Source organism: Agromyces sp. Root1464, from assembly GCF_001427265.1.
GTDB lineage: Bacteria > Actinomycetota > Actinomycetes > Actinomycetales > Microbacteriaceae > Agromyces > Agromyces fucosus.
In genome coordinates this window covers 939,380-963,319 of sequence record NZ_LMFU01000002.1, presented here as the reverse complement: position 1 = coordinate 963,319, position 23,940 = coordinate 939,380, and the positions used below count along the sequence as shown (strand labels likewise).

Here is a 23,940-nt window from a genome sequence, read left to right as displayed (position 1 = left end):
ACCGTGGCGACCGTGGCGATCGTCGACGACCACGAAGCCGTGCGACTCGGCCTGCGCGCGGCCTGCCGCGACGCGGGCTACGACGTCGTGGTCGACGCGGCGAGCGTGCCAGAACTGCTCGACGGCCTCGCCGGCCGTGCGTGCGACGTCGTCGTGCTCGACCTCTCACTGGGGGACGGCACGACGGTAACCGACAATGTGCGGGCCGTGCTCGCGACCGGCAGCGCCGTGCTCGTGCACAGTATCGCCGATCGGGTCGCCGCAGTGCGCGAGTCGCTCGCGGCGGGCGCCGCCGGCGTGATCCCCAAGGCCTCGCCGATGTCGGCCGTGATCGCCGCGATCGCCACGGTCGCTCGCGGCGAGGTGCTCAACAACGTCGAATGGGCGAGCGCGATCGAGGCCGATCGTGACTTCGCGAAGGCGCAGCTCGGACGGCGCGAGCACGACGTGCTGCACCTCTACGCCTCGGGACTTCCGCTGAAGCTCGTCGCCGCCCAGCTCGGTATCGCCCACTCCACGGCACGCGAGTACCTCGACCGGATCCGCGCGAAGTACATCGAGGTGGGTCGACCTGCGCCGACGAAGGTCGACCTCCTGCGCCGCGCCGTCGAAGACGGGATCCTCCCCGGGCTCGACGATGGCGGAGATGCCCGCCGTTGACTGGCGGGTGACGCGACTCTCGCGTCGCCGCTCAACGGTGACCCGAGCGCAGGTCGAGACCGTCACGGGCCGGGCGCTCGGACTCTTCGGCCTCGTGTTCGGGGCGCAGACCGTGCCGATCGCGCTCGTGCAGGCCGATGCCCTCCTGCCCGGCGCCGGTGCCGCGCTCATGGCGGTGCTGTACGGCGCCATCGTGGGCCTCGCAGTCGCCACCGTGACGAAGGTCGCGGTGCGCACGGCGTGCCTCGCCTTCGCGCTGCTGTACGCCGTGGCTCTCATGGCGTGGCCGTTCCTCGTCGACGACCCTGCAGCCCTCGACGGCGCGGCGCCATGGCTGTACTACCTGTGCACCGTCGCGACGACGGCGGCGGTCGTCGCGGTGCAGCCGCTGTGGGCCGCCGCCTACACGATCGTCGTCCCCGCCGTGTACGGGGTCATCCGCCTGCTCCCGTCCGGCGGGGATGCCGGTCCGCTGCTCGCGGTGCTCGACGCGCTGTACGCCGTCGTGCTCGGTGTCGTCGTGCTCGTCATCGTGACGATGCTGCGGCAGACCGCCGGAGCCGTCGATGCCGCGCAGGAGGCGGCCCTCGAACGCTACGACGTCGCCGCGCGACTCCACGCCAACGAGATCGAGCGCGTCAAGGTCGACGCGCTCGTGCACGACAGCGTGCTCACGACCCTGCTCTCGGCTGCGGCGGCCTCAACGCCCGAGCAGCAGCAGCTCGCGGCCCGCATGGCGCGTGATGCCGTGCAACGCCTCGACGAGGCCGGAGCGACCGGCCCGCGGGCGCTCGACCGGGTGGGCCTTCCGGTGCTCGTGCGGCGGCTGCGGGCAGCCCTCACGACGTTCACCACCCCCTTCACGGTGCGGGTCGTGAACGCCGGCGGCGTCGAGCTGCCCGTCGAGGCGGTCGAGGCGCTCTACGCGGCTGCCGTGCAGGCGATGGTCAACAGCCTGCAGCACGCCGACGAGCCGGGCCTGTCGACGCGGCGGGAGCTCCGCATCAGGGGCGTGCGCGCCGGCGGCTGCGTCATCGAGGTCGCCGACAACGGCCGAGGGTTCGCGATGGACCGAGTGCCCGCCGAGCGGCTCGGGCTGCGCGTCTCGATCGAGGAGCGCATGGCCAACGCCGGGGGCATGGCGCACATCGAATCGAGGATCGGACACGGCACGACCGTGACGGTGGCATGGCCGCAGGGAGCAGGTGGCGCGGCATGATCTCGATTCCCCGCTGGCTCCTGCTCGTGCTCGGCGCACTGTTCTCGGCGTACCACGTCGTGCTCGGCATCTACTCGCTGGGCCAGGCGGCGTCGCCGTGGCCGGCGGTCGTCGCCCTGCTGCTCTACTCGACGGCGACGACGCTCAGCCTGTGGCCCGCCAAGCGAGTGCGCATGCCCGACTGGCTCGCGGCCTTCGACCTCGCCGTGTCGATCGTGCTCCCGCTCCTCGTGACGAGCCAGCTCGACCCCGATGCCGAGAACGGGTACGCCACGTGGTACGTCGCGGCGGTGGGCACGCTCATGACGATCACCGCGGCTCGGCGTCAGCTGACCGCGGCATGGCTCGGCGTCATCGCGCTCGCGGTGCAGAGCGTCGTGTGGGCGGGCCCGTTCTCGCTCGGCGGGCTCGGCGTCATCGGCAGCATCGTCTGGGTCGGCATCGCGCACATGCTGACGACCGCGTTGACGACCGCGGCACGCGAGACGCGTCGCTACGCGCAGGCTGAACGGGAGGCCGCCGCGTGGCAGGCCGCGCAGGACGCGCACCTGTTCGAGGGCCGCATGCGCCTCGCCCACACGAACCGGCTCGCAGCGCCGATGCTGCGCCGCATCGCGGATCGCGGCGGGGCGCTCACCGAGGAGCAGCGGACCGAGTGCCGCATGCTCGAAGCGGCGATCCGCGACGAGATCCGCGGTCGCATGCTCCTGACCGACGCGGTGCGTTTCGAGGTGCAGCGCGCCCGCGCCCGCGGCATCACGGTGACCCTCCTCGACGAGGGCGGCATCGACGATCTCGACGAGGCGACGCGGAACCGAGTGCTCTCACGCCTCGCCGACGCCGTGGCGGAGTCGTCCGCCGATCGCATCATCGTCCGCACTGCCGCGGAGGCATCGCCGGTGGCGGTCACCGTCGTCGGGCTCCGCGAGTCGAGCACTTCGTCGTCGGACTCGGACGAGGCGGAGGTCGAGTTGTGGCTGGAGATCCCGCGCGTGCTCTGAAGCGGCGGGCAACGCCGCACGCGAGCTGCGCTCGAGCGTGAGCGATCGGGATCTCGAACACCGTCGGTGCCAGACATGAATCGGGGCTGACCTGAATCTGTACCTGACATGAAGGTGGGGGGCCGATCTGAGATCGACCCCCCATCAAGCCCGAGTCACCGCGACAACCCGAATGTCGCCCTGACTCGCCCCCAACTGCCATCGGTTACCCGACCGATGACGGTGGCGACTCCTGTGGAGCCTGCACTGACAATATTGGTGCACGATCCCACAGAAGCAAAGTCATCATTTCGGGGGACAAGGCGTGTCCCCCTTCCCCGGAATCCGTGGCGTTCCGGGCCGAGCATGCCGAGCGGCGACGCCGTTCCCACGGATTTCGGGGGACATCCGCTCAATTCCCGGCGCGCACCCAGCGGCCGGGTCCGACCTCGAGCGGACGGCGCATCGCCCCGCCGCTGCGGATCCAGGCGCTGCGGCCGGGGTCGGCGGATGCCTCGCCCGCCGTCTGCTCGTCGAGTGCTGCGAGCAGCACCGCCGTCACCGCGGCTGCGTCTTCGGGCGTGACCACTCGGGTCTCGAAGCGCAGCGCGGCCGCGCGTTCGTCGATGTCGTCGCTCATGTCGTTCGCCCCTACAGCGGGATGTTCCCGTGCTTCTTGGCCGGCAGGCTCGCACGCTTCGTGCGGAGCGCGCGAAGCGCCTTCACGACGGCGACCCGGGTCGCTGCCGGCTCGATCACGCCGTCGAGCTCGCCGCGCTCGGCGGCGAGGAACGGGGAGGCCACGTTGTACGTGTACTCGTTCGCGAGCTGCGTGCGTACGGCGGCGACGTCTTCACCTGCCAGCTCGGCGGCCTTGATCTCGGCCCGGTAGAGGATGTTCACCGCACCCTGGCCGCCCATGACGGCGATCTCGGCCGTCGGCCAGGCGAGGTTGATGTCGGCGCCGAGCTGCTTGGAGCCCATGACGATGTACGCGCCGCCATAGGCCTTGCGCGTGATGATCGTGACGAGCGGCACGGTCGCCTCGGCGTAGGCGTAGAGCAGCTTCGCGCCGCGGCGGATGACGCCGGTCCATTCCTGCTCGGTGCCGGGCAGGTAGCCCGGAACGTCGACGAGCGTGAGGATCGGGATCGAGAACGCGTCGCAGAAGCGCACGAACCGCGAGGCCTTCTCGCCGGCCGCGATGTTCAGCGTGCCGGCCATCTGGCTCGGCTGGTTGGCGATGATGCCGACGGTTCGCCCGTCGACCCGCGCGAAGCCGACGATGATGTTCGGCGCGAACAGCGGCTGCACCTCGAGGAAGTCGCCGTGGTCGACGATGCCCGCGATGACCGTGTGCATGTCGTAGGGCTGGTTCGGCGAATCGGGGATGACGGTGTTCAGTCGCCGGTCGTCGTCGGTGATCTCGAGTTCGGCCTCGGCGTCGTACACCGGGGCATCCGTCATGTTGTTGTCGGGGAGGAACGAGATGAGCGTGCGCGCGTAGTCGAGCGCATCGGACTCGTCGCTCGCGAGGTAGTGGGCGACACCCGAGACCGAGTTGTGCGTGAGGGCGCCACCGAGCTCCTCCATGCCGACGTCTTCGCCCGTGACGGTCTTGATGACGTCGGGGCCGGTGACGAACATCTGGCTCGTCTTGTCGACCATGATCACGAAGTCGGTGAGTGCGGGGGAGTACACCGCGCCGCCGGCCGCCGGACCGCACACGATCGAGATCTGCGGGATGACGCCCGAGGCCTGGGTGTTGCGGCGGAAGATCTCGCCGTACTTGCCGAGGGCGACGACGCCCTCCTGGATGCGGGCTCCGCCCGAGTCGAGGATGCCGATGATCGGGACGCCCGTCTTCAGCGCGAGCTCCATGACCTTGATGATCTTCTCGCCGGCGACCTCGCCGAGCGATCCGCCGAAGATCGTGAAGTCCTGCGAGTACACGGCGACCTGGCGACCGTGGATGGTGCCGGTGCCCGTGACGACGGCGTCGCCGTAGGGCCGCTTGCCCTCCATGCCGAACGCGTGGGTGCGGTGCCGCACGAACTCGTCGAGTTCGACGAACGAGCCGGGGTCGAGCAGCTCGGCGATGCGCTCGCGCGCCGTCATCTTGCCTTTGGCGTGCTGCTTCTCGATCGCCGCCTCACCCGACGCCGTCACGGCTTCGTGGTAGCGCAGCTTGAGGTCGGCGAGCTTGCCGGCGGTCGTGGAGAGGTCGGGGCCGTCAGTCGCTTCGGTCACGCCGTTCACTCTACCGCTGAGCTGTTGGCCGACTTCGTTGACGGATTCCTACAAGATCGGACGCGCCACTGGTGGCAATCGCCATGCGAGTGGGCAGGCGCCCGGCTGGATAGGGTGATCGCATGGATTGGGAGCGATCGCGCGCCGCGGTGCCGAGGTTCGAGTTCCGCGACGAGGTCGGGTCGACCAACGACGAGCTCAGGGCGGCGGCGAGCGGTCCGGATGCCGCCGAGTGGGGCCATGGCGCCGTCATCGTCACCGACAACCAGACGCACGGGCGCGGCCGCCTCGGCCGCGTCTGGCTCGCCCCGACGGGCAAGACGCTCGCGATCTCGGTGCTGCTGCGCCCGGAACTCGAGGGTGGCGGCCCGCTGCCGCCCGACGCCTATGGCTGGATCCCCCTCATCGCGGGGGCCGCGATGACCGTCGCCGTGCGGCGTGCAGTCGAACCGCACCTCGCGCAGGCGGCGGAGGCCGAGCCGTCTTCCTCGGCGCTCGACGCGAGCGGCCCCGCGCCATCCGCTCGTCGCAGCCGTCGCCGCTCCCAGGTCGAGGAGGCCGAGGCGCAGGACGACAGCGGCGGGGTCGAGGTCCTGCTCAAGTGGCCGAACGACGTGCTGGTCTCGGGCTACAAGATCTGCGGCATCCTCTCCGAGCTCCTGCCGGACTCCGGGGCGGTCATCGTCGGCGCGGGCCTCAACCTCACGCTCGACGAGCACGACCTGCCCACGCTGACGTCCACGTCGCTGCTGCTCGTCACGGGCGCCCAGCCCGACGCCGACGCCGTGCTCGCCGACTACCTCGACACCTTCCTCGAGATGTTCGACGCCTTCGTGCGATCCGGTGCGGATGCCGCGGCGAGCGGCATCTCCGCGAGGGTCGCCGAGCTCTGCGGCACGATCGGCAGCGACGTGCGCGTGGAACTGCCGGGCGACCGCGAGCTCCTCGGGCGCGCTGATCGGCTCGACGTCGACGGTCGACTCGTCGTGATCGACCGCGAGAACGGCGAGCCGTGGTCTGTCGCCGCAGGAGACGTGACGCACCTGCGGTATTAATGGCGTATGAGGCCTGCCGTGACACCCGAGTCGGCCGTGCCGGCGGCGCAGCCGCCCGAGCGCGTCGTCGCGCGAGTGCGCCGGCACGCCCGCATCCTGATCCTCCCGGCGATCCTGCTGATCGTCGTGGCCGGGGCGACGGCCTACGGCGTCGGCATCATGCCCGAGACCTGGCAGGTGCTCGCGGTCCTCGGCGGCGCGCTGGTCGTCGTGCTCCTCGGTTCGTTCCTGCCGTTCCTCGCCTGGCTCACGCGCCGCGCGACGATCACGACCCGACGCGTCATCGTCCGCAGCGGCGTCGCGGTCCGCGTACGACAGGAGCTGCTCCTGAGCCGAGGCCACGATGTCACGGTGCGGCGCACCTGGGGCCAGAGTGCGTTCGGATCGGGCGATGTGCGCATCGAGACGGGCCATGAGAAGCCGCTCGTGCTGAAGGACGTGCCGAATCCCACGCTCGTGCAGGGTGCTCTGCATGAGCTCATGGGCGAGGAGCAGGCTCGCCTCTCCGAACGCCGACGCGCCGAGCAGACCATGATCGACGGCGACACCGTGGCGTGGGGCGGACGCTGAACCTGAGCGATCGTGCAGCGGGACGTCGATAAAGGACGTAACGTGGACAGGTGGTCTCGCGTCGCCCGAGCGCGAGCCGCACGATGAAGGGTTTCTCTTGGCCGACGAATGCAAACACGGTTTCGATGACGGCCTCTGCGCCATCTGCTTCCCCCCGCCCGAACCCGAGGCGAAGCCTGCGCCCGCCCCGGTGGCACGCTCCGCACGGTCGACGACGACCCGCAGCGGACGGCCTCCGGCGCGCGTTCCCGGCGCCTCCCGGCCGACGATCGCGTCGGACGCACCGCGTCTCGACCTGAAGGCGATGCGCATCTACCACGTGACGCACATCGACAACCTGCCGCCGATCCTCGATGCCGGCGCCCTGCTCGCCGACGCAGCCGGCGCAGTTCCGGTCGTCGACCTCGCCGCCCCGCACGCACGCGAGTACCGGCGCGGTGCCGCGATCGACGGCACCGATGCCGTCGTGGCCGACTACGTGCCGTTCCTGCTCACGACCGACGCGCACGTCTGGAACGCGGTGCGCACGGCGACGCCCGACCCTCGCCTCGGCGAGGAGGCCGTGAAGCGCGCACCCGCCGACTTCGTCATCTTCGTCAGCTCGCTCACGAGCGCGCAGGCGGGCAAGGCCGAAGTGGCGGGCACCATCGTCGTGACCGAAGCGGATGCAGCGGTCGCCGGCGCGGCCGTCGCGACCGAGTGGGTCGACGTGCAGCGTCTGCTGCAGCGCCTGCACCGCGAAGAGGATGGTGCGGGCCTCGACGGTGCCGAGCTACTCGTGCGCGAATGCCTGCCGCTCGACGACGTGGCGCTCATCGCGGTCGCCAACGAACCCGTCCGCGACCGCGTGCGGGCCGAGCTCGCCGGTGCCGGCGTCCGCGCCCGCGTCGCGGTCTACCCGCCCTGGTTCCAGCCGACCGCCGAACCGGCGGAGTAGGCCGCGTTCAGGGGGTGTTCGTCGGCGACGGCGCCCCCTCGGGTTCCGCAGGCGTCGCTCCGTCGGGCTCCTCGAACAGGGTTCGCTGCGCCTCTTCGACGCGCGCGAGGTTCGAGAGCCCGTCGGCGCGGTGGTGCCCGAACACCCAGTACCGGTAGAGCACGAAGCGGAACGCCGTGCCGAGACCGAGGCCGACCACGTTCGTCGCGACGTTGTCGGCCAGGAGGCTCGTGTACCCGAGCCAGTGATGGCTGAGCCAGAGGCATCCGAGCGCGATCGCCATGCCGCCGAGCGAGACGATCGCATACTCGATGAACTCGCGCACGTAGTTGCGGCGGCGGTGCTTGCGGAACGTCCAGTAGCGGTTGCCCAGCCAGTTGAAGACGATCGCGACGCTCGTGGAGATCGTCTTCGCGCCGATCGCCGACTGCGCCCAGTGGCCCTCTCCGAAGACGCCGAGTCGCAGCATGTTGAAGAGGGCGACGTCGATCACGAGGCCGATGAGGCCCACGACCCCGAACTTCACCGCGTAGGCGAGCAGGCCGTCCCAGAGTCGTCGGAGGGCGCTCGCGAAGCGGGTGGACACCGGCACATCCTATGCGGTCGGGCGCGGCCTAGACTGAACTGGGCGCCCGCGCGGGCGCCGATGGCGGCGGTGAACGGAGTGCATGGCGTGCGGGTCGGAGTGATCGGTGGAGGGCAGCTCGCCCGGATGATGATCCCCGCGGCGATCGAACTCGGAGTCGACCTCCGAGTGCTCGCCGAGGCCGAGGGCATGTCGGCGGCGATCGCCGCCGACCGCGTCGGCGACTACACCGACACGGCCACCGTGCTCGAGTTCGCGCGAGAGGTCGACGTCGTCACCTTCGATCACGAGCACGTGCCGCAAGACGTGCTGCGCGCCCTCGTCGACGCGGGTGTGCCCGTGCACCCCGGGCCCGACGCGCTGCGCGTCGCGCAGGACAAGCTGGTGATGCGCGAGCGCCTCTCCGAACTCGGCCTGCCCGTGCCCGACTGGGCTCGCGTCGAGACCGTCGCCGACCTCGACGACTTCATCGCCGACCACGGCGGCGTCGCGGTCGTGAAGACCCCGCGCGGCGGCTACGACGGCAAGGGTGTGCGCGTCGTGCGCAGCGCCGCCGAGGTCGCGGAGTGGTTCGCCACGATCGCCGAAGACGGCGGCGCGGGAGCGCTCCTCGTCGAGGAACTCGTCGACTTCCGCCGCGAACTCGCCCAGCTCGTGGCTCGTCGCCCGTCGGGCGAGGTGGTCGCCTGGCCCCTCGTCGAGACCGTGCAGGTCGGCGGGGTCTGCAGCGAGGTCATCGCGCCGGCGCCCCGATCGGCGGGCAGGCTCGCGGATGTCGCGGCCGACGTCGCCATCACGATCGCCGAGGGCCTCGGGGTCACCGGGGTGCTCGCCGTCGAGCTCTTCGAGACGAGCGACGAGCGGATCCTCGTCAACGAGCTCGCGATGCGACCGCACAACAGCGGCCACTGGTCGATGGACGGCTCGACCACCGGGCAGTTCGAGCAGCACCTGCGTGCCGTGCTCGACCTGCCGCTCGGCGCCACCGGCAGCCGCGACGGCTGGTCGGTCATGGTCAACGTGCTCGGCGGGCCGGCCGAGGGTTCGCTGACGGACCGCTATGCGGCGGCCCTCGCCGACCATCCCACCGTCAAGGTGCACAACTACGGCAAGGCGCCGCGCCCGGGGCGCAAGATCGGACACGTCACCGCGACGGGCGACGATCTCGACGCCGTCGTCTACGAGGCGCGGGCCGCGGCGGCGTTCTTCCAGGACTGACGTCGGCTCCGCCGGCCGCGTGCCCTGCGGTCATCTCACAGCGCACGGCCCTACACTCGATCAAGTGATTGAGACGAACACCGTACCCCTCGTCGGCGTCGTGATGGGTTCCGACTCCGACTGGAACGTCATGCGCGAGGCATCCGCCCTGCTCGACGAGTTCGGCGTCGCCCACGAGGTGGAGGTCGTCTCGGCGCACCGCACGCCCGAGAAGATGATCGCGTACGGCAAGGAGGCGGCCGGACGCGGGCTCAAGGTCATCATCGCCGGCGCCGGTGGCGCAGCCCACCTGCCCGGCATGCTCGCCTCCGTCACGACCCTGCCCGTCGTCGGCGTGCCAGTGCCGCTGTCGCGCCTCGACGGCCTCGACTCGCTGCTCTCGATCGTGCAGATGCCCGGCGGCATCCCCGTCGCGACGATGGCCATCGGCGGCGCCAAGAACGCCGGCCTCTTCGCCGTGCGCGTGCTCGCGGCATCCGACCCCCACCTCGCCGGCGCGCTCGACGCGTATGCGACCGACCTCGCCGCGCTCGTCGAGGAGAAGAACGAACGGCTCAAGCAGAACCGATGACGCTCGCCGCCAGCCCGATCCGCTACCCGGACGTCGCATCGCGCACGGTCATGACCCGCCGCGCGTGGTGGCTCGTCGTGCTCAACTTCCTGATCCCCGGTGCGCCGCAGGTGCTCGCCGGCAGCCGGAAGCTCGGCAGGTTCGGGCTGGGGTCGACGCTCGCGCTCTGGACCCTCGTGGTCGTGGGCATCGTGGTCTGGTTCCTCTGGCCCGCAACGCTCTTCACGGTCTTCTCGATGTCGATCACGCTCTGGATCGTCGCCATCGTGCTCGCGTTCTACGCGGTGCTCTGGGTGATCCTGACGCTCGACACGCTGCGCCTCGTGCGCCTCGTGAAGACGGCGCCCTCCGCACGCATGTGGGTCGCGGGCCTCACCACCATCGCGATGATCGGGATCTCGGGCACCGCCGCCTACGGCGCCTACTTCGCGACGACCACGAGCGGTTTCATCGCATCCGTCTTCGCCCCGGGGCCGAGCGAGCCGCCCGTCGACGGCCGCTACAACATCCTGCTCCTCGGCGGCGACTCCGGTCCCGATCGGGAGGGCATGCGACCCGACAGCATGACCGTCGTCTCGATCGACGCCGAGACCGGGCAGGCGGTCACGATCGGCCTGCCGCGCGACCTCGAGTACGTGCCGTTCCCCGAGGACTCGCCGCTCGCGGCCGTCTACCCCGAGGGCTACGGCGCGATCGACGGCTGCGAGGTCGACGTGTGCCAGCTCAACTCGATCTACACCGAGGTCGAGCTGAAGAGCCCCGAGATGTACCCCGATGCCGTCGCCGAGGGCAGCGAGCCCGGCATCGAGGGCGTCAGGGATGCGGCGGAGGGCATCACCGGCCTCGAGATCCAGTACTACGCACTCATCGACATGCAGGGCTTCCAGCAGCTCATCGATGCGCTCGGCGGGGTCGACATCAACGTCGACACCCGAATCCCCATCGGTGGCGACGAGAACAACGAGGGCGTCGACGGGTGGATCGAGCCGGGTCAGCAGCACCTCGACGGCTACCACGCGCTCTGGTACGGCCGCGCGCGCTACGGCACCGCCGGCGGCGACTACGAGCGGATGGCGCGCCAGCGCGTACTGCAGGAGGCGGTCCTCCAGCAGTTCACGCCGGCGAACGTGCTCTCGAAGTTCCAGGAGGTCGCGTCGGCGGGCACCGACACCGTGAAGACCGACATCCCGCAGTCGATGCTCGGCTACTTCGTGAACCTCTCCATGAAGACCAAGGAGCTGCCGATCACCACGGTCGAGCTCGTGCCGGCGAACGGCGTCGATCCGACGGATCCCGATTGGGACTACATCCGATCGCTCATCGAGCCGGCCGTCGCCCCCGCCACGGAGGAGCCGGCGACGGAGTGAGACGGCGATCGAGCGGATGCCGCGGCATCCGCTCGATTCGGCGGTTCAGAGGTCGGCGTGCAGCTGCCAGACGCGTTCGGCCGAATCGCGCCAACTGAACGCGTGCGCGCGGTCGCCCGCCGTCACGGCGAGCCGCTCGGCGAGTGCCGGGGACTCGACCACGGTGCTGATCGCCGCCGCGAGTCGTTCGGTGTACCCGCCGCCGATGCCGATCGGCACGGGCAGTCCGCCCTCGGCCGCCACCTCGACGTAGGCGGGAGTGTCGGAGTGGATCACCGGCAGCCCGAACGAGAACGCCTCGATGAGCGAGGTGCCTGAGCCCTCGTCGTGACTGGGCGCGACGAACGCGGTGGCACCGGCCAGGATCACCGCGAGGTCGGCTGCGTCGGGGGCGTCGATGGCATGGACGCGACGCGGATCGACGCCGGACTCCTCGGCGACGGTGGCGAGGTGCAGTTCGCCCCAGGTCGCCGGGCCGACGACGACGAGGTCGATGTCGGGCATGCCGGGGCGGCCGAGGGCCTCGAGCAGGTCGACGATGCCCTTCCGCGGTTCGAGCGTGCCGGCAGCGACGAGATACGCGGGAGGCAGGCCGAGCCGCGCGGCCCGCGCCGCAGCCTCGGCGGGATCGGCCGGAACTGAGAGACCCGGCCTCGGGGCGGTGCCGATGACACGGACCCGATCGCCGAAGTCGACGACGTTGGCGAGCCGCTCCGCGAGGGCGTGGGTCGGCACGACGACGGCGTCGGCGTGCTTGCGCGCTCGCTTCAGCATGCCCTTGTGCCACGCCACCGACGCGGTCGTGAGCGTCTCGGGGTGCGTCCAGGCGAGGAGGTCGTGGACCGTGACGACGACCTGGTCGCCCGAGATGCTCCGGTCGTGTCGCCGGAGCGGCGCGAAGAGGCCCGGGGCGTGGATCATGCCGCCGCCGGGCGAAGTCGTCAGTCCGAGCTGCCAGGCCGCCGCGAGCTCACGACGGGCGAGGGTGGTCTTGTAGAGGCCGGAGAGCCCCGGGAATTCCGACTCGAGGCGCTCGTAGTCGGCGGGCGGCGACGAGGACACGATTCCTTCGACCTCGCAGCCGGGGGGCGTGGCCTGGATGAGGGCGCGCGTGAGCGCCTCGGCGTAGGCGCCGTGCGGTCCGGGAACCGGTGCGATGACCTGATCGACGATCACTCGCAGGGTCGTGGGCATGGGGCTCCTTCACTCGACTGGTGCGCGGGCACCGTCACCAATCTAGCGTCGCGCCCCTGATGAAACCGGGGGAATGCGCCTCCTGTGGAGGGAACGAGCACGCCGACAGGGCAAGATGGAGTGTCCCCCCGTCCTCGAGCCCGAAGAGTCAATGAGTTCGTCAGCTGTCAGCCCGCGCGTGGTCGCGGTCGTCGTCGCCTACAACCGGCGCGATCTTCTCGTCGAGGTGCTCGAAGCACTCGCAGTCCAGCGCCATCCGCTCGCTCGAGTCGTCGTGGTCGACAACGCATCGACGGATGATTCGGCCGACGTCGCACGGGCCGCCGGTGAACTCGTCGACCTGGTGTCGCTGCCGCGCAACACCGGCGGCGCCGGCGGGTTCGCGGCCGGAATGGCGGTCGCGCTCGATCGGCACGAGCCCGACTGGCTCTGGCTGATGGACGACGACACCGTGCCGAACCCCGACGCGCTCGCGGCGCTGCTCGCGGCGGTCGACGGGACCGACGTCGTCGCGGCCGGTTCCCGAGTCGTCTGGACGGACGGCACCGAGCACCCGATGAACACTCCGCGGGCGAAGCCGTTCGTCTCGAAGGCCGAGCGCGTCGCGGCAGCACGTCGCGGTGGGGTGGCCGTCCGCAGCACCTCGTTCGTCTCCATGCTCGTCCGCGCCGACGTCGTGCGCGAGGTCGGGCTGCCGATCGCCGACTACTTCATCTGGAACGACGACTTCGAGTACTCGACGCGAGTGCTGCGCGGTCGTCGCGGACTGCACGTTCCCGCATCCGTCGTCGTGCACAAGACGAAGGTGCTCGGCGCGACCGACGCCGATCCCGGTCCGCGCTTCTACTACGAGGTGCGCAACAAGCTCTGGATGTTCCGACGATCGCAGAGCCTCTCGCCGTTCGAGAAGTTCGTGTACGGAGGGTCGAGCATCCGCCGCTGGATCAAGACCTTCGCCCGTTCCTCCGACCGCGCCATCCTCCGTGACGGATGGCGGCGCGGGTATCGCGACGGCACCCGCACCCGACCGCGCCCGAACTCGATGGCGCTCGCCGGACTCGGACCAGCGAGCGAGGCGGTCGGGCGGGTGGAACCGTCATGAGCGAGAAGTTCACGCTGTTGATGCCGGTGTATCGCGGCGATGACGCGGCGCATTTCACGAAGGCGTTCTCGTCGAGTGTGACGGCGCAGACGCGACGCCCCGACGAGGTCGTGCTGGTGCAGGACGGTCCGGTCGGCGCGGCACTCGATGACGCGATTCTTGCCGCCATCGACGGATCGCCCGTTTCCGTCGTGCATCACCGGATAGCGGAGAATGTGGGACTCGCCCACGCGCTGTCGGAAGGACTGGCGCGTTGCGCGCACGACATCGTCGCGCGCATGGACGCCGACGACATCTCGCTGCCCGAGCGCTTCGCCAAGCAGGTTCCCCTCGTCGAGTCCGGACTCGACCTCGTCGGCACTGGGATGCTCGAGTTCCTCGACGACGTCGGCTCGATCGTCGGCCGCCGCGTGCCGCGCACGGACGCCGACGACATCGCACGATATGCGCGGTTCCACGATCCATTCAGTCACCCGACGGTCGTCTACCGACGCTCAGCGGTCGAGCAGGCCGGCGGCTACTTGCCGCTCGGGCTCATGGAGGACTACTGGCTGTTCGCTCGCATGATCGACAGCGGTGCCGCCGTCGGAAATCTCGCCGAGCCGCTCGTCATGTATCGCGTCGGCGCTGGTGCATACGCCCGTCGCGGCGGACGTGCGCAGTGGGCGAGCGAGCGTCAGCTCCAGCGCGCGCTTCGATCGATCGAGTTCACGACTCGATGGCAGTATCTCCGGAACATCGGCGTACGCGGTGCGTATCGGTTCGTGCCCGAGCCCGTGCGACGTATGGCGTACCGGCGGTTCATCGCCGGGACACCCGCCTGAGCCGGAGCGCAGCCATCGGTGCGAAGCGAAGCGCCGTCGAGTGTCGTGTACCGTGAACGGTGGCTTTCGAGCCTTCGCGATCGGTACTCTGCGGCCGTTCGCCGCCACGTGCATGAAAGGACCCCAAATGAACGAGCGTTCCTCGGTTCGTATCGCGGCTTCGGCCGATGTCTCAGACGAAGCGATCATCGGTGAGAACTCGTCGATCTGGCATCTTGCACAGGTCCGCGAGGAAGCGGTCCTGGGGAAGAACTGCATCGTCGGACGCGGTGCCTACGTCGGAACCGGCGTCGTCATGGGGGACAACTGCAAGCTGCAGAACTACGCCCTCGTGTACGAACCCGCAGTGCTCGGAGCGGGGGTGTTCATCGGTCCCGCCGTCGTGCTCACGAACGACACCTACCCGCGTGCCATCACTGCCGATGGGGAGCTGAAATCAGCCCACGATTGGACGCCGGTCGGTGTCACGATCCTCGAGGGGGCTTCGATCGGCGCTCGCGCGGTGTGCGTCGCTCCCGTGCAGGTGGGACGCTGGGCGACGGTGGCAGCCGGGGCCGTCGTCACGAAGGACGTGCCGGACTTCGCCCTCGTCGCTGGAGTCCCCGCGCGGAGAATCCGCTGGGTCGGCAAGGCCGGCGTCCCGCTCGAACACGACGGTGTCGACTGGGTGTGCCCTTCGACGGGCGAGCGGTACGTCGAAGAGGGCGAGACGCTGGTCGAGCGCGACGCCTAACTGTCCTGGGCGCGCAGGCGGCCGACCGCTTCCAGCGAGTCGCCGTCGAAGACGACGTTGCCCTTCTCGATCAGGATCCCTCGTTGGCACAGCTGCGACACCATGTCGAGATCGTGACTGACGACGACCAGCGTCTTGCCGGCATCGTGGAGCTCGCGGATGCGCGCGAGGCACTTACGCTGGAACGGTTCGTCGCCCACGGAGAGGATCTCGTCGACGAGCAGGATGTCGACTTCGGTGTGTATCGCGACTGAGAACGCGAGTCGCAGGAACATCCCGGAGGAGTAGTGCTTCACTTCAGTGTCGATGAACTGCTCGATCTCCGAGAACGCCACGATGTCATCGAATCGCGCGTCGATCTCCGCCTTGTTCATACCGAGGATGGCGGCGTTGAGGTAGACGTTCTCGCGACCGGAGAGGTCGGGGTGGAAGCCCGCGCCGACCTCGATGAGACCGGCGACGCGACCGCGGGTGAGGATCAGCCCGGCATCGGGTTGCAGGACTCCGGAGATGAGCTTCAGGAGCGTCGACTTTCCCGACCCGTTGTAGCCGAGGAGAGCGACGGACTCGCCTTCCGAGATGGTGATGTTCACGTCGTTCAGCGCATCGAACGTCGAACTGAGCTGCCGGCGTCGGGTCGCAGCGATGAACGTCTCTTTGAGTGAATGAGTGTGGCGGAACTTGAACGTCTTGCGCACGTTCTCGACCACGATGCGGACGCGATCCGCCGAAACTTCAGAGGTCTTGTGCAAAACGTCCCTCCAGACGACGGAATACGAATTGGCCGAACGCGAGGACGATCAGGGAGATGCCGAACGACACGAGGCCGAGGAGCAGGCCGTCAGCGCTCTGTTCGGCCCCGCCCGTGGTCGGGTACCAGAACCCGGCATGCATGAGTTCCACAGCCGCGGTGAGCGGGTTCAGCTGGTAGACGAGCACCAGCCATGGCGGAAGCACCGCCTCGACCATCGACATCTGGTACAGCACGGGAGACGCCCAGGTGGCGACGAGGGCGATGAGGTCCACGAAGTTCTGAGCATCTCGGAACGAGACGTTCACCGAGCCGAACAGCAGGCTGAGCCCCGTCGCGAACGCGAGGATGATCGCAATCGCGAGCAGCACGCCGAGGAGTTGCACGGCGCTCGGCGTCCAGCCCACGATGAGGCAGACCACCAGGGTGATGGCGACCTGCGGGAGGAAGTTCACGAAGGCGACAAGGGACGAAGACACCGGGAACAGCTCGCGGGGCAGGTAGATCTTCTTGATGAGTGGAGCGTTGTCGACGAGTGACTTGGTTCCGTTACTGAACGCCTCGTTGAAGAGGTTCACCATGATGAGGCCGCTGAAGATGTAGATCGCGTAGTTCGGGATCACATCGTTCTGCTGGAGGAAGATGCCGAGCGCGAGATAGAAGACCGCGAACTGCGTCAGCGGCTTCACGTACGACCAGAGCCAACCGAGCACGGATCCTCGGTACCTGACCCGCACTTCCTTCCGAACCAGCAGGCTCAGCAGATACCGGCGGTTGAAGACGTCGATCAGTCCTGCACTCTGCCCCGGACGGATGAATCCGCTTTGTCCGGTCGGCGCCACGCCGCGACTCACTGCTCGGGCGTTCCGCTGGGAGATCTGCCCTCGAGCCCGAGCGTGTCGCCCCATGTCGCCGGCGCGGTGATGCGTTCGACGCTCTGCCGGTACTCATTGCTCAGCCGCTTCCAACGGCGACGGATGCTCAGATTGAGGCGAATGCTCGACACGAGGAGTGCGCGGAACTGCGAGCGGTCTCGCACGTGCCACGTCACGCCGGAGCCCTCGGCATTGCTGACCGCGAAACTGTCGAGGGAAGGAAGCTTCCACCACGGCGTTCCGTGCGGGAGATGCGCTTCAGGATGGGCTTTACTCGACGCGGGAACGTTTCGGAACCAATGGCGCCATCCGTACTTCGCCACGAAGCGGTAGGCGCCGAACCCGGTCGGCTTCGTTCCATCGGCCCCGGGGTCGTCGCCGAAGAATGCGGTCGGCGGGAAGTACCCGAACTGCGAGATGTCCTTCGTCAGAGTGCTCTCGCGGAACTCCGGGGCCTTCGCCCTGATCGCCGGCAATCGGGTCTGCAATTCGCCGTGCAGGTGGTCGGGACCGGCCAGGACGCTTTCGTACGCCAGCTGGCGGAGGGTCACTGCGTAGTAGTCGAGCGTGAGCACGTGTCGGATGTCGTTCGCGAGATTCGACATCGGAAGACGGCCGCCCTTGCGGTGCGGCGAATGAAGCAACGCCGCGACGAGTCGGTTCCGAGCGTGGAAGAACGCCTGCCAATCGCGGGTGTCATCCTTGTCGACCCATGAGACGTGCCAGATCGCTGCGCCGGGGAGACTCACCGTGCGGTAGCCGTGCTCGGCGGCGCGCAGCGAGTACTCGGCGTCGTCCCACTTGATGAAGACCGGGAGCGAGAGGCCGATCTCGCGGATGATCTTGACCGGGATGAGGCTCATCCACCAGCCGTTGTAGTCGACGTCGAAACGACGATGCAGCCAACCGGTCTGACGGAGGTTCGACGACGTGAAATCGTGGCGGTCCGGCGTGACCGGTCCCCACATGAACGTCCATCTGTCGACCGACTCAGCGTATGCGTGGAGCTTCGTCTTGTCATACATGTCGAACATGTGCCCACCGACGATCGTCGGGTTCGTGCAGAAACGCGCGAACGCGAGCGCCCGCCTGACGCACTCGGGCTCGATGGCCACATCGTCGTCGAGGAGCATGAGGAAGTCGGAACGGCCGGCATCGAGGACTTCGTACATGCCACGTGAGAATCCGCCGGACCCTCCGACGTTCGCCTGCTCGATGACGCGGAGGCGACCGCCCAGCGCCTGCTGGGCACTCGGGTACGCCGTCTGTTCACGGATCTTCTGCGTGCCCTGATCAACTACGAGAACCTCATCGATGCCCGCGACTGCATCGGGATCCGAGCCGATGGTCTCGAGCAGGGCGAGGCAGTAGTCCGTGCGGTTCAACGTCGTGATGGAGACGGTGAGGTTCCCGTCCGTAACGGGCGCACTGCCCTCTGGCGCGAGCCAGTCTGCCTCGACGAGGCTGAACTCGCCTCGGTTGGAGATGAGATCGAACCAGAACCAGCCGCCATCGAGGAAGTTGTCAAACGAGAGGTCGAACACGGTGGTCGTGTCCGCCTCCATTCGCTTGCTGGCAACCGTCTGGATCACGCCCCGCGCGTTGGAGCGGTACACGGCGACATCGCCTTCCCCGGACGTGGTGACCGAGAGCCGCACGCCGCGGAGGTCGGTCCAGCGTTGCCAGTAGCTCGCCGGGAAGGCGTTGAAGTAGGTGCCGAGCGAGACACGCCCGCCCGCAGGGACGGTGAGGCTTCTCCGGCCCGTGATCATGCCGAGTGCGTTCACGTGGGACACGCGCAGCGGGGTGGTGTGAACCTCGTTCGGAACCGGCCCCCGCCGGTGCCGGATCTGCGAGGCTTCGGGCCGAACTTCCTGGCGGACCTCCGTCCACTCATCCGCGTCGAGGTAGAGCGGCGCCATATCGGGTTCGCCGGGGCCGGGGAAGATGACCTTGCTGAGTACGATGCCGGATGTCATTCGATTCCTGTGTCAGACGTTCTTGGCAGCGAAGAGCGGCTTGAGCTTGTTCTCGAACATTGAGAGCGCGGAACCGATCGCCATGTGCATGTCAAGGTACTTGTACGTTCCGAGACGTCCACCGAAGAAGACCTCGGGCTCGCCTGCTTGGAGTTGGCGGTAGCTAAGCAGCGACTCGCGATCCGACGCGGTGTTCACGGGATAGTACGGTTCGTCCGCGTGGGTTGCGAACCGGGAGAACTCCCGCATGACGACTGTCTTGTCGTTCGGGTAGTAGTCCCGCTCGGGGTGGAAATGCCTGAACTCGTGGATTCGGGTGTAGGGCACCGTCGCGTCGGCGTAGTTCATCACTGGGATGCCCTGGAAGTCGCCTACGGGAATCACCTCGCGTTCGAAATCGAGCGTGCGCCAGGCGAGTTGACCGCCGGTGTAGTCGAAGTAGCGGTCGATCGGACCCGTGTACACGATCGGCACGTTGCCGACCGAGGATGCCTTCGTAGCATCGTGCGCGGCATCGAAGAAATCGGTGTCGAGGCGCACCTCGATGTTCGGGTGATCCGCCATGCGCTCGAGCCATGCGGTGTACCCGTCGACCGGAAGCCCCTCGTAGGTGTCGTTGAAGTAGCGGTTGTCGTAGTTGTAGCGGACGGGGAGGCGGCTGATGATGTCGGCCGGCAACTCGGTTGGATCCGTCTGCCACTGCTTCGCGGTGTACTCCCGGATGAACGCCTCGTAGAGCGGCCGTCCGATGAGCGAGATGGCCTTCTCTTCGAGGTTCGACGCATCCGAGGTCGAGAATTCGGCGGCCTGCTCGGCGATCAGCGCGCGTGCTTCGGCGGGGGAGTGCCCCGCTCGGAAGAACTGGTTGATGGTGCCCAGGTTGATGGGCAGCGGATAGACCTCGCCGCGGTAGTTCGTGTACACGCGGTGCTTGTAGTCAGTGAATGCCGTGAACCGGTTCACGTAGTCCCAGACCGGCTGGTTCGACGTGTGGAAGAGGTGCGCACCATATTCGTGCACTTCGATTCCGGTCTCAGGGTCAGGCGCGCTGTACGCGTTGCCGCCGATGTGCGACCGACGATCGATCACGAGAACCTTGAGTCCGAGCTCCGTCGCCGCCCGCTCCGCCACCGTCAGGCCGAAGAAGCCCGATCCGACCACCAGGAGATCAACGTTCACGCGCACGTCCTTACAATCACGGCATCCCGGGAGTTCGCCGGGCCGACGACCAAGGATACCTGAAGTGGTTCGCGGTTCGGTGTGCGCAGACGGGCCGGAGGTCGCGGCGTTGGCGAACAGGTCCGTCGAAGGGCGGCTGCTAAGCTTCCTAGCTGACGATGTCCGCGCGAGGACTCGTTGCCGGGTGAAGATCACCCCAGATTCCCGCAGCGAAAGTAGGTGCCGATGTCGAGCGCTCGAACGAAGCTGAGCCTGGTCGTGCCAGCGTACAACGAGCACGAGGCCGCTCAAGAGATCGTCGACTTCTACCGGCAGATACGGGCTACGCACCCGGATCATGAATTCGAACTCATCGTCGTCGACGACGGATCGAGTGACGGAACCGCCGACGCCATCGCGGCGGTGTTTGACTCCGACGACGACGCCCGCGTCGTGAGCCTTTCGCGGAACTTCGGGTCCCACGCTGCGATCACCGCCGGGTTCGCTCATGCGACCGGCGACGCTGCGCTGACGTTGAGCGCCGATCGGCAGGAGCCGATCGAGTCGATCGCATCCTTCATCGCGGAATGGACCGCGGGGGCTGACATCGTCTGGGGTCTGCGGTCGGTTCGCGCCACGAAGAGGGGGATGTCGGAATCATTCGCGACCGGATTCTCCAAGGTGTACCAGCGCTACTCCGACGTTCCGAGCTACCCCAGCGAGGGGCCGTCCCAGATTCTCGTCGCCCGCAGCGTCCTCGATGTGCTCAACGAAATGCCCGAACTCAATCGGAACGTCCTCGCGATGGCCGCATGGACCGGGTTCGACCAGCGTCGTGTGTACTTCGAACAATTGCCGAGGCCTCACGGTGCGAGCAAGTGGACGTCGAAGAAGAAGATGAAGCTCGTAGTGGACTCGTTCGTCGAGTTCTCGCATGCTCCGCTGCAGTGGCTCGCATTCGCAGGTGTCACGCTCGGTGCGCTTGGCGTGCTCGCGTTGCTCGGCTCCCTCGTGCTCGTCTTCACGCCGGCGTCGGGCGGGGCGGGCTGGCTGATGGTCGCAGGCCTCGTGCTCGCGGTCGGAGGGTTCAACGCCTTGGCGACCGGGGTGCTCGGCGAATACGTCTGGCGTGCGGGCGACGACGCTCGTCACCGTCCGGCGTTCATCGTCAAGTCCGTCACCGGCCCGAGTAGCGGTAACGCGTGAAGCGTGTCGTGAAGGCCGGCGGTGTCAATCAGGTGCAGCTCGTCTGCGCACCGGTATCTGGAGGAGAATCATGACCCGAAATGTGCCACTGGGACTGCCCACGGTCGGCCAGGAGGAACTCGACGCGATCGCAGAGGTCTTCGCGTCCGGATGGCTCTCCGGCGCAGGACCCTCGTGCCTCGCGTTCGAGCGTGAGTTCGCGGCGGTCGCGGGAGTCGAGAACGTCCTCTCGACGAGTAACTGCGGGTCGGCACTCCACCTTGCGCAGACCGTGCTCGGCGCGGGCCCCGGCGATGAGGTCATCGTCGGCGACTACACGTTCCCCGCGACGGGGCACTCGGTCATGTGGACCGGCGCGAAGCCCGTGTTCGTCGACGTGCGACCCGACATTTGGTCGATCGATCCGGCGAAGGTCGAAGCAGCGATCACTCCTCGAACCGTCGGCATCATCGCGGTCGACGTCTTCGGCCAGCCCGCCGACTACGACGAGCTTCGCAGCATCGCCGATCGTCACGGACTCTGGTTGATCGAGGACGGCGCGTGTTCGGCCGGAGCAACCTACAAGGGCCGGCAGGCTGGAAGTCTTGCCGACCTCACCGCCTTCAGCTTCCACGGACGCAAGGGCATCACCGCGGGCGAGGGAGGCGCGCTGACCGGCGCCGACGCTGATGTGATCGCTCACGCGCGAAAACTGCACACCTACGGAATCGCCCCGGCCATCTCGCGAGAAGGATCGGCGACACTTCCGGTTCCGTCGTTCGACGAGCTCGGATACAACTACCGGATGTCCGACATCCAAGCCGCGATCATGCGGGTGCAGGTGCGCCGCCTTCCAGACCTCCTCGCCAATCGGCAGCGTGTCGCAGATGGCTACGCGGAACGACTCGGCGATCTGGACCAGATCACGCTGCCCGTAGCGCTCTCCGACCGAACGCACCCGTGGCAGTCGTACGTGATCACGGTTGATCCCGATCTCGATCGCGGTGCCGTCGCCCTCGCCCTTCGCGAACGCGGCGTGGGATGCAACTTCGGCACGTACGCGAGCCACCTCCAGCCGCTCTACGGGGAGCAGCGGCCGCTCCCGGTTTCGGCGGATCTCTTCAATCGTCACATCGCTATCCCGATGTACGCGGGCCTGGCAGACGACGACGTCGCATACGTGTCGGATGTCGTCCGCGATGTGGTCTCGTCGTCCTCGGTACGTCGCTGACACTTCAATTCCAAGACCAACGAGCAAGGAGCCATTCAACACATGTCCGAGCAGAAGACCGTCTTCATCACCGGTGGGGCCGGGTTCATCGGCCTCCACGTCGTCAACCAGCTGCTGGAGAAGGACTACAAGGTCCGCATCTTCGACAACATGGTTCGCGGAGACCGCGACAAGGCGAATGAACTCGCTCTGTCCCACGGCGTCGAGGTCATCGACCAGGATGTCCGATACGGTGGCTCCGTCACCGCAGCAATGAAGGGTGCGGACCGGGTCATCCACCTTGCCGCCGACTCGATCAACAAGTCCGTGGCAGACCCGTACAGCTCTCTGAACATGAACGTCGACGGCACCCACAACGTGTTCGCCGCGGCCGTCCACCACGGTGTCGAGCGTGTGGTCTTCGCATCGAGCGCGTCCGTCTACGGCGACCCCAAGAAGCTGCCGATGCACGAAGACGACCAGCTCAGCCCGCTGACCCCGTACTGCATCGGCAAGCGCACGGCCGAGGACCTCGCCGGCTACTACCAGCGCCAGTACGGCATGAGCTGGATCGGACTGCGGTTCTTCAACGTGTACGGCCCCGGCCAGAAGACCACGGCGTACTACACCTCGGTCATCAACCACTTCGTCAACCGACTCCGCAACGGTGAGCCGCCGGTCATCGACGGCAAGGGCGAGCAGTCGATGGACTTCATCCATGTTCACGACATCGCGCGCGCCGTGGTCCTTGCGACCGAATCCGAAAAGGCGAACGTGCCGATCAACGTCGGCACCGGCATCGACACGAGCGTCGCCGACCTCGCCCGTATCCTGATCGGCGCGGTCGGTGCCGACGTCGAACCGATCTTCAACCCGCGCGATGTGCTCGTCAGCCGTCGCGCGGCGGACACCACGCGTGCGAAGGAGATCATCGGTTTCGAGTACACCATCCCCGTCGGGGAGGGCATGGCCGACCTGATCCGAATCGAAACCGCGAAGTGACTGAGCGCACCCCGGGCCGGATTCCGCCCAATCCCTACCACGAACAGTGCTGGGTGATCGGTGACCCGTCCATCGGAGAGGGCACTTGGATCGGTGCCTTCACCTTGATCGACGGTTCAGGAGGGCTGACGATCGGCTCGGGGTGCGACATATCCTCTGGTGTGCACATCTACACGCATTCGACGGCTCGTCGATGCGTCTCGGGCCGGGATTTCGCGGAGATCGAACGTGAGCCCGTGCACATCGGTGATCGCGTGTTCATCGGTGCGAACGCCGTCGTGAACATGGGCGTGAGCATCGGAGATGAGGCGGTCGTCGGTGCTGGTGCGGTCGTCACGAAGGACGTGCCGGCACGAACGGTCGTGGCAGGTGTGCCCGCACATATCGTGGCGACGGTGTCGCTGGGTACCTCTGAAGACCCGCGACCGAGCTTCGTCCCGCTGCAGGACTGACGCCAGCGGTTCGTCGCCGCATGCAGAACGGCCGCGCGATTCCGCCCTTGTGCGGGCGAATC

24 protein-coding genes and 1 pseudogene are annotated in these 23,940 nt (G+C 67.9%); 17 read left to right on the top strand and 8 right to left on the bottom strand.

From position 1 onward, the window contains the following. Positions 1-3: 3 nt before the first annotated feature. From ASD23_RS10230 to ASD23_RS10220, 3 genes are read left to right on the top strand one after another with little or no spacing between them, the layout of a single operon-like run. Entirely contained in the window at positions 4-660 is a 657-nt protein-coding gene (locus ASD23_RS10230; RefSeq protein ID WP_082571536.1) for a response regulator transcription factor, read from the top strand. Further along, on the top strand, positions 647-1,879 hold the full coding sequence (locus tag ASD23_RS10225) for a sensor histidine kinase (RefSeq protein WP_157377058.1): 1,233 nt from the start codon (positions 647-649) through the stop codon (positions 1,877-1,879). Before ASD23_RS10230 ends, ASD23_RS10225 begins: the two co-directional genes overlap by 14 nt. Beyond that, the gene (locus tag ASD23_RS10220; protein WP_056012906.1) at positions 1,876-2,880 is read left to right on the top strand and encodes a hypothetical protein; all 1,005 of its coding nucleotides are present in this window, start codon (positions 1,876-1,878) and stop codon (positions 2,878-2,880) included. The genes ASD23_RS10225 and ASD23_RS10220 overlap by 4 nt, the downstream gene beginning before the upstream one ends. A gap of 391 nt (positions 2,881-3,271) precedes the next feature. Here ASD23_RS10220 and ASD23_RS10215 read toward each other — a convergent pair whose 3' ends face one another. Further along, positions 3,272-3,499 (bottom strand): acyl-CoA carboxylase epsilon subunit, encoded by a 228-nt coding sequence (locus ASD23_RS10215; protein ID WP_056009991.1) that lies wholly within the window; start codon positions 3,497-3,499, stop codon positions 3,272-3,274. A gap of 11 nt (positions 3,500-3,510) precedes the next feature. After that, positions 3,511-5,109: an acyl-CoA carboxylase subunit beta gene (locus tag ASD23_RS10210; protein WP_056012903.1), complete on the bottom strand. Its 1,599-nt coding sequence runs from the start codon at positions 5,107-5,109 to the stop codon at positions 3,511-3,513. 122 nt (positions 5,110-5,231) lie between these two features. On the opposite strand from ASD23_RS10210, the gene ASD23_RS10205 reads away from it, so the two are divergent. The 3 genes from ASD23_RS10205 (at position 5,232) to ASD23_RS10195 (ending at position 7,671) form a co-directional block, all read left to right on the top strand. Continuing rightward, positions 5,232-6,164 carry a biotin--[acetyl-CoA-carboxylase] ligase gene (locus ASD23_RS10205; protein WP_056009989.1) on the top strand — a complete coding sequence of 311 codons (933 nt, stop codon included), beginning with the start codon at positions 5,232-5,234 and terminating at the stop codon, positions 6,162-6,164. 18 nt (positions 6,165-6,182) lie between these two features. After that, on the top strand, positions 6,183-6,734 hold the full coding sequence (locus tag ASD23_RS10200) for a PH domain-containing protein (RefSeq protein ID WP_235507708.1): 552 nt from the start codon (positions 6,183-6,185) through the stop codon (positions 6,732-6,734). 190 nt (positions 6,735-6,924) lie between these two features. Next, positions 6,925-7,671: a DarT ssDNA thymidine ADP-ribosyltransferase family protein gene (locus tag ASD23_RS10195; RefSeq protein ID WP_147305604.1), complete on the top strand. Its 747-nt coding sequence runs from the start codon at positions 6,925-6,927 to the stop codon at positions 7,669-7,671. Positions 7,672-7,678: 7 nt separating this feature from the next. On the opposite strand, the gene ASD23_RS10190 is transcribed toward ASD23_RS10195, so the two are convergent. Beyond that, the gene (locus tag ASD23_RS10190) at positions 7,679-8,257 is read right to left on the bottom strand and encodes a GtrA family protein (protein ID WP_235507707.1); all 579 of its coding nucleotides are present in this window, start codon (positions 8,255-8,257) and stop codon (positions 7,679-7,681) included. A 69-nt stretch (positions 8,258-8,326) separates the two neighbouring features. On the opposite strand from ASD23_RS10190, the gene ASD23_RS10185 reads away from it, so the two are divergent. From ASD23_RS10185 to ASD23_RS10175, 3 genes are all read left to right on the top strand, one after another. Next, positions 8,327-9,475 carry a 5-(carboxyamino)imidazole ribonucleotide synthase gene (locus ASD23_RS10185; RefSeq protein WP_268753208.1) on the top strand — a complete coding sequence of 383 codons (1,149 nt, stop codon included), beginning with the start codon at positions 8,327-8,329 and terminating at the stop codon, positions 9,473-9,475. Between the two features lie 103 nt (positions 9,476-9,578). Next, positions 9,579-10,046, top strand: a complete 468-nt coding sequence (gene purE / locus ASD23_RS10180) for a 5-(carboxyamino)imidazole ribonucleotide mutase (protein WP_200941728.1) — start codon at positions 9,579-9,581, stop codon at positions 10,044-10,046. Continuing rightward, entirely contained in the window at positions 10,043-11,413 is a 1,371-nt protein-coding gene (locus ASD23_RS10175; protein WP_056009983.1) for an LCP family protein, read from the top strand. The genes purE and ASD23_RS10175 overlap by 4 nt, the downstream gene beginning before the upstream one ends. 45 nt (positions 11,414-11,458) lie before the next feature. On the opposite strand, the gene ASD23_RS10170 is transcribed toward ASD23_RS10175, so the two are convergent. After that, entirely contained in the window at positions 11,459-12,607 is a 1,149-nt protein-coding gene (locus ASD23_RS10170; RefSeq protein ID WP_056009981.1) for a glycosyltransferase family 4 protein, read from the bottom strand. Between the two features lie 151 nt (positions 12,608-12,758). Here ASD23_RS10170 and ASD23_RS10165 point away from each other — a divergent pair, with 151 nt between their 5' ends. The 3 genes from ASD23_RS10165 (at position 12,759) to ASD23_RS10155 (ending at position 15,266) form a co-directional block, all read left to right on the top strand. Beyond that, complete coding sequence (locus ASD23_RS10165) at positions 12,759-13,709, top strand: glycosyltransferase (RefSeq protein WP_056009979.1); 951 nt, start codon at positions 12,759-12,761, stop codon at positions 13,707-13,709. After that, positions 13,706-14,533: a glycosyltransferase gene (locus ASD23_RS10160; protein ID WP_056009977.1), complete on the top strand. Its 828-nt coding sequence runs from the start codon at positions 13,706-13,708 to the stop codon at positions 14,531-14,533. The genes ASD23_RS10165 and ASD23_RS10160 overlap by 4 nt, the downstream gene beginning before the upstream one ends. Before the next feature lie 127 nt (positions 14,534-14,660). Then, positions 14,661-15,266 carry an acyltransferase gene (locus ASD23_RS10155; RefSeq protein ID WP_056009975.1) on the top strand — a complete coding sequence of 202 codons (606 nt, stop codon included), beginning with the start codon at positions 14,661-14,663 and terminating at the stop codon, positions 15,264-15,266. On the opposite strand, the gene ASD23_RS10150 is transcribed toward ASD23_RS10155, so the two are convergent. The 4 genes from ASD23_RS10150 to glf are packed head-to-tail and all read right to left on the bottom strand — an operon-like array spanning position 15,263 to position 20,050. Further along, positions 15,263-16,018 carry an ABC transporter ATP-binding protein gene (locus ASD23_RS10150; RefSeq protein ID WP_056009973.1) on the bottom strand — a complete coding sequence of 252 codons (756 nt, stop codon included), beginning with the start codon at positions 16,016-16,018 and terminating at the stop codon, positions 15,263-15,265. The two genes, ASD23_RS10155 and ASD23_RS10150, sit on opposite strands and share 4 nt — an antisense overlap. Next, positions 16,002-16,859, bottom strand: coding sequence for an ABC transporter permease (locus ASD23_RS10145; protein WP_056012896.1), 858 nt, complete (start codon positions 16,857-16,859; stop codon positions 16,002-16,004). The genes ASD23_RS10150 and ASD23_RS10145 overlap by 17 nt, the downstream gene beginning before the upstream one ends. An 8-nt stretch (positions 16,860-16,867) precedes the next feature. Then, entirely contained in the window at positions 16,868-18,871 is a 2,004-nt protein-coding gene (locus ASD23_RS10140; protein ID WP_056009971.1) for a glycosyltransferase, read from the bottom strand. 12 nt (positions 18,872-18,883) lie between these two features. Continuing rightward, the gene (gene glf / locus ASD23_RS10135; RefSeq protein ID WP_056009969.1) at positions 18,884-20,050 is read right to left on the bottom strand and encodes a UDP-galactopyranose mutase; all 1,167 of its coding nucleotides are present in this window, start codon (positions 20,048-20,050) and stop codon (positions 18,884-18,886) included. Between the two features lie 225 nt (positions 20,051-20,275). Between glf and ASD23_RS19260 the strand changes: the two are divergent. The 5 genes and pseudogenes from ASD23_RS19260 to ASD23_RS19430 all read left to right on the top strand — a co-directional run. Further along, positions 20,276-20,602 (top strand): annotated as a pseudogene (locus ASD23_RS19260) (glycosyltransferase); the annotation flags it as partial. Positions 20,603-20,677: 75 nt separating this feature from the next. Then, positions 20,678-21,235 (top strand): hypothetical protein, encoded by a 558-nt coding sequence (locus ASD23_RS19255; protein WP_235507782.1) that lies wholly within the window; start codon positions 20,678-20,680, stop codon positions 21,233-21,235. A gap of 70 nt (positions 21,236-21,305) precedes the next feature. Then, positions 21,306-22,445, top strand: a complete 1,140-nt coding sequence (locus tag ASD23_RS10125; RefSeq protein ID WP_056009965.1) for a DegT/DnrJ/EryC1/StrS family aminotransferase — start codon at positions 21,306-21,308, stop codon at positions 22,443-22,445. Positions 22,446-22,487: 42 nt separating this feature from the next. Beyond that, positions 22,488-23,426 carry an NAD-dependent epimerase/dehydratase family protein gene (locus tag ASD23_RS10120; RefSeq protein WP_056009963.1) on the top strand — a complete coding sequence of 313 codons (939 nt, stop codon included), beginning with the start codon at positions 22,488-22,490 and terminating at the stop codon, positions 23,424-23,426. Continuing rightward, positions 23,423-23,878, top strand: coding sequence for an acyltransferase (locus ASD23_RS19430; protein WP_056009960.1), 456 nt, complete (start codon positions 23,423-23,425; stop codon positions 23,876-23,878). Before ASD23_RS10120 ends, ASD23_RS19430 begins: the two co-directional genes overlap by 4 nt. Positions 23,879-23,940 lie beyond the last annotated feature (62 nt).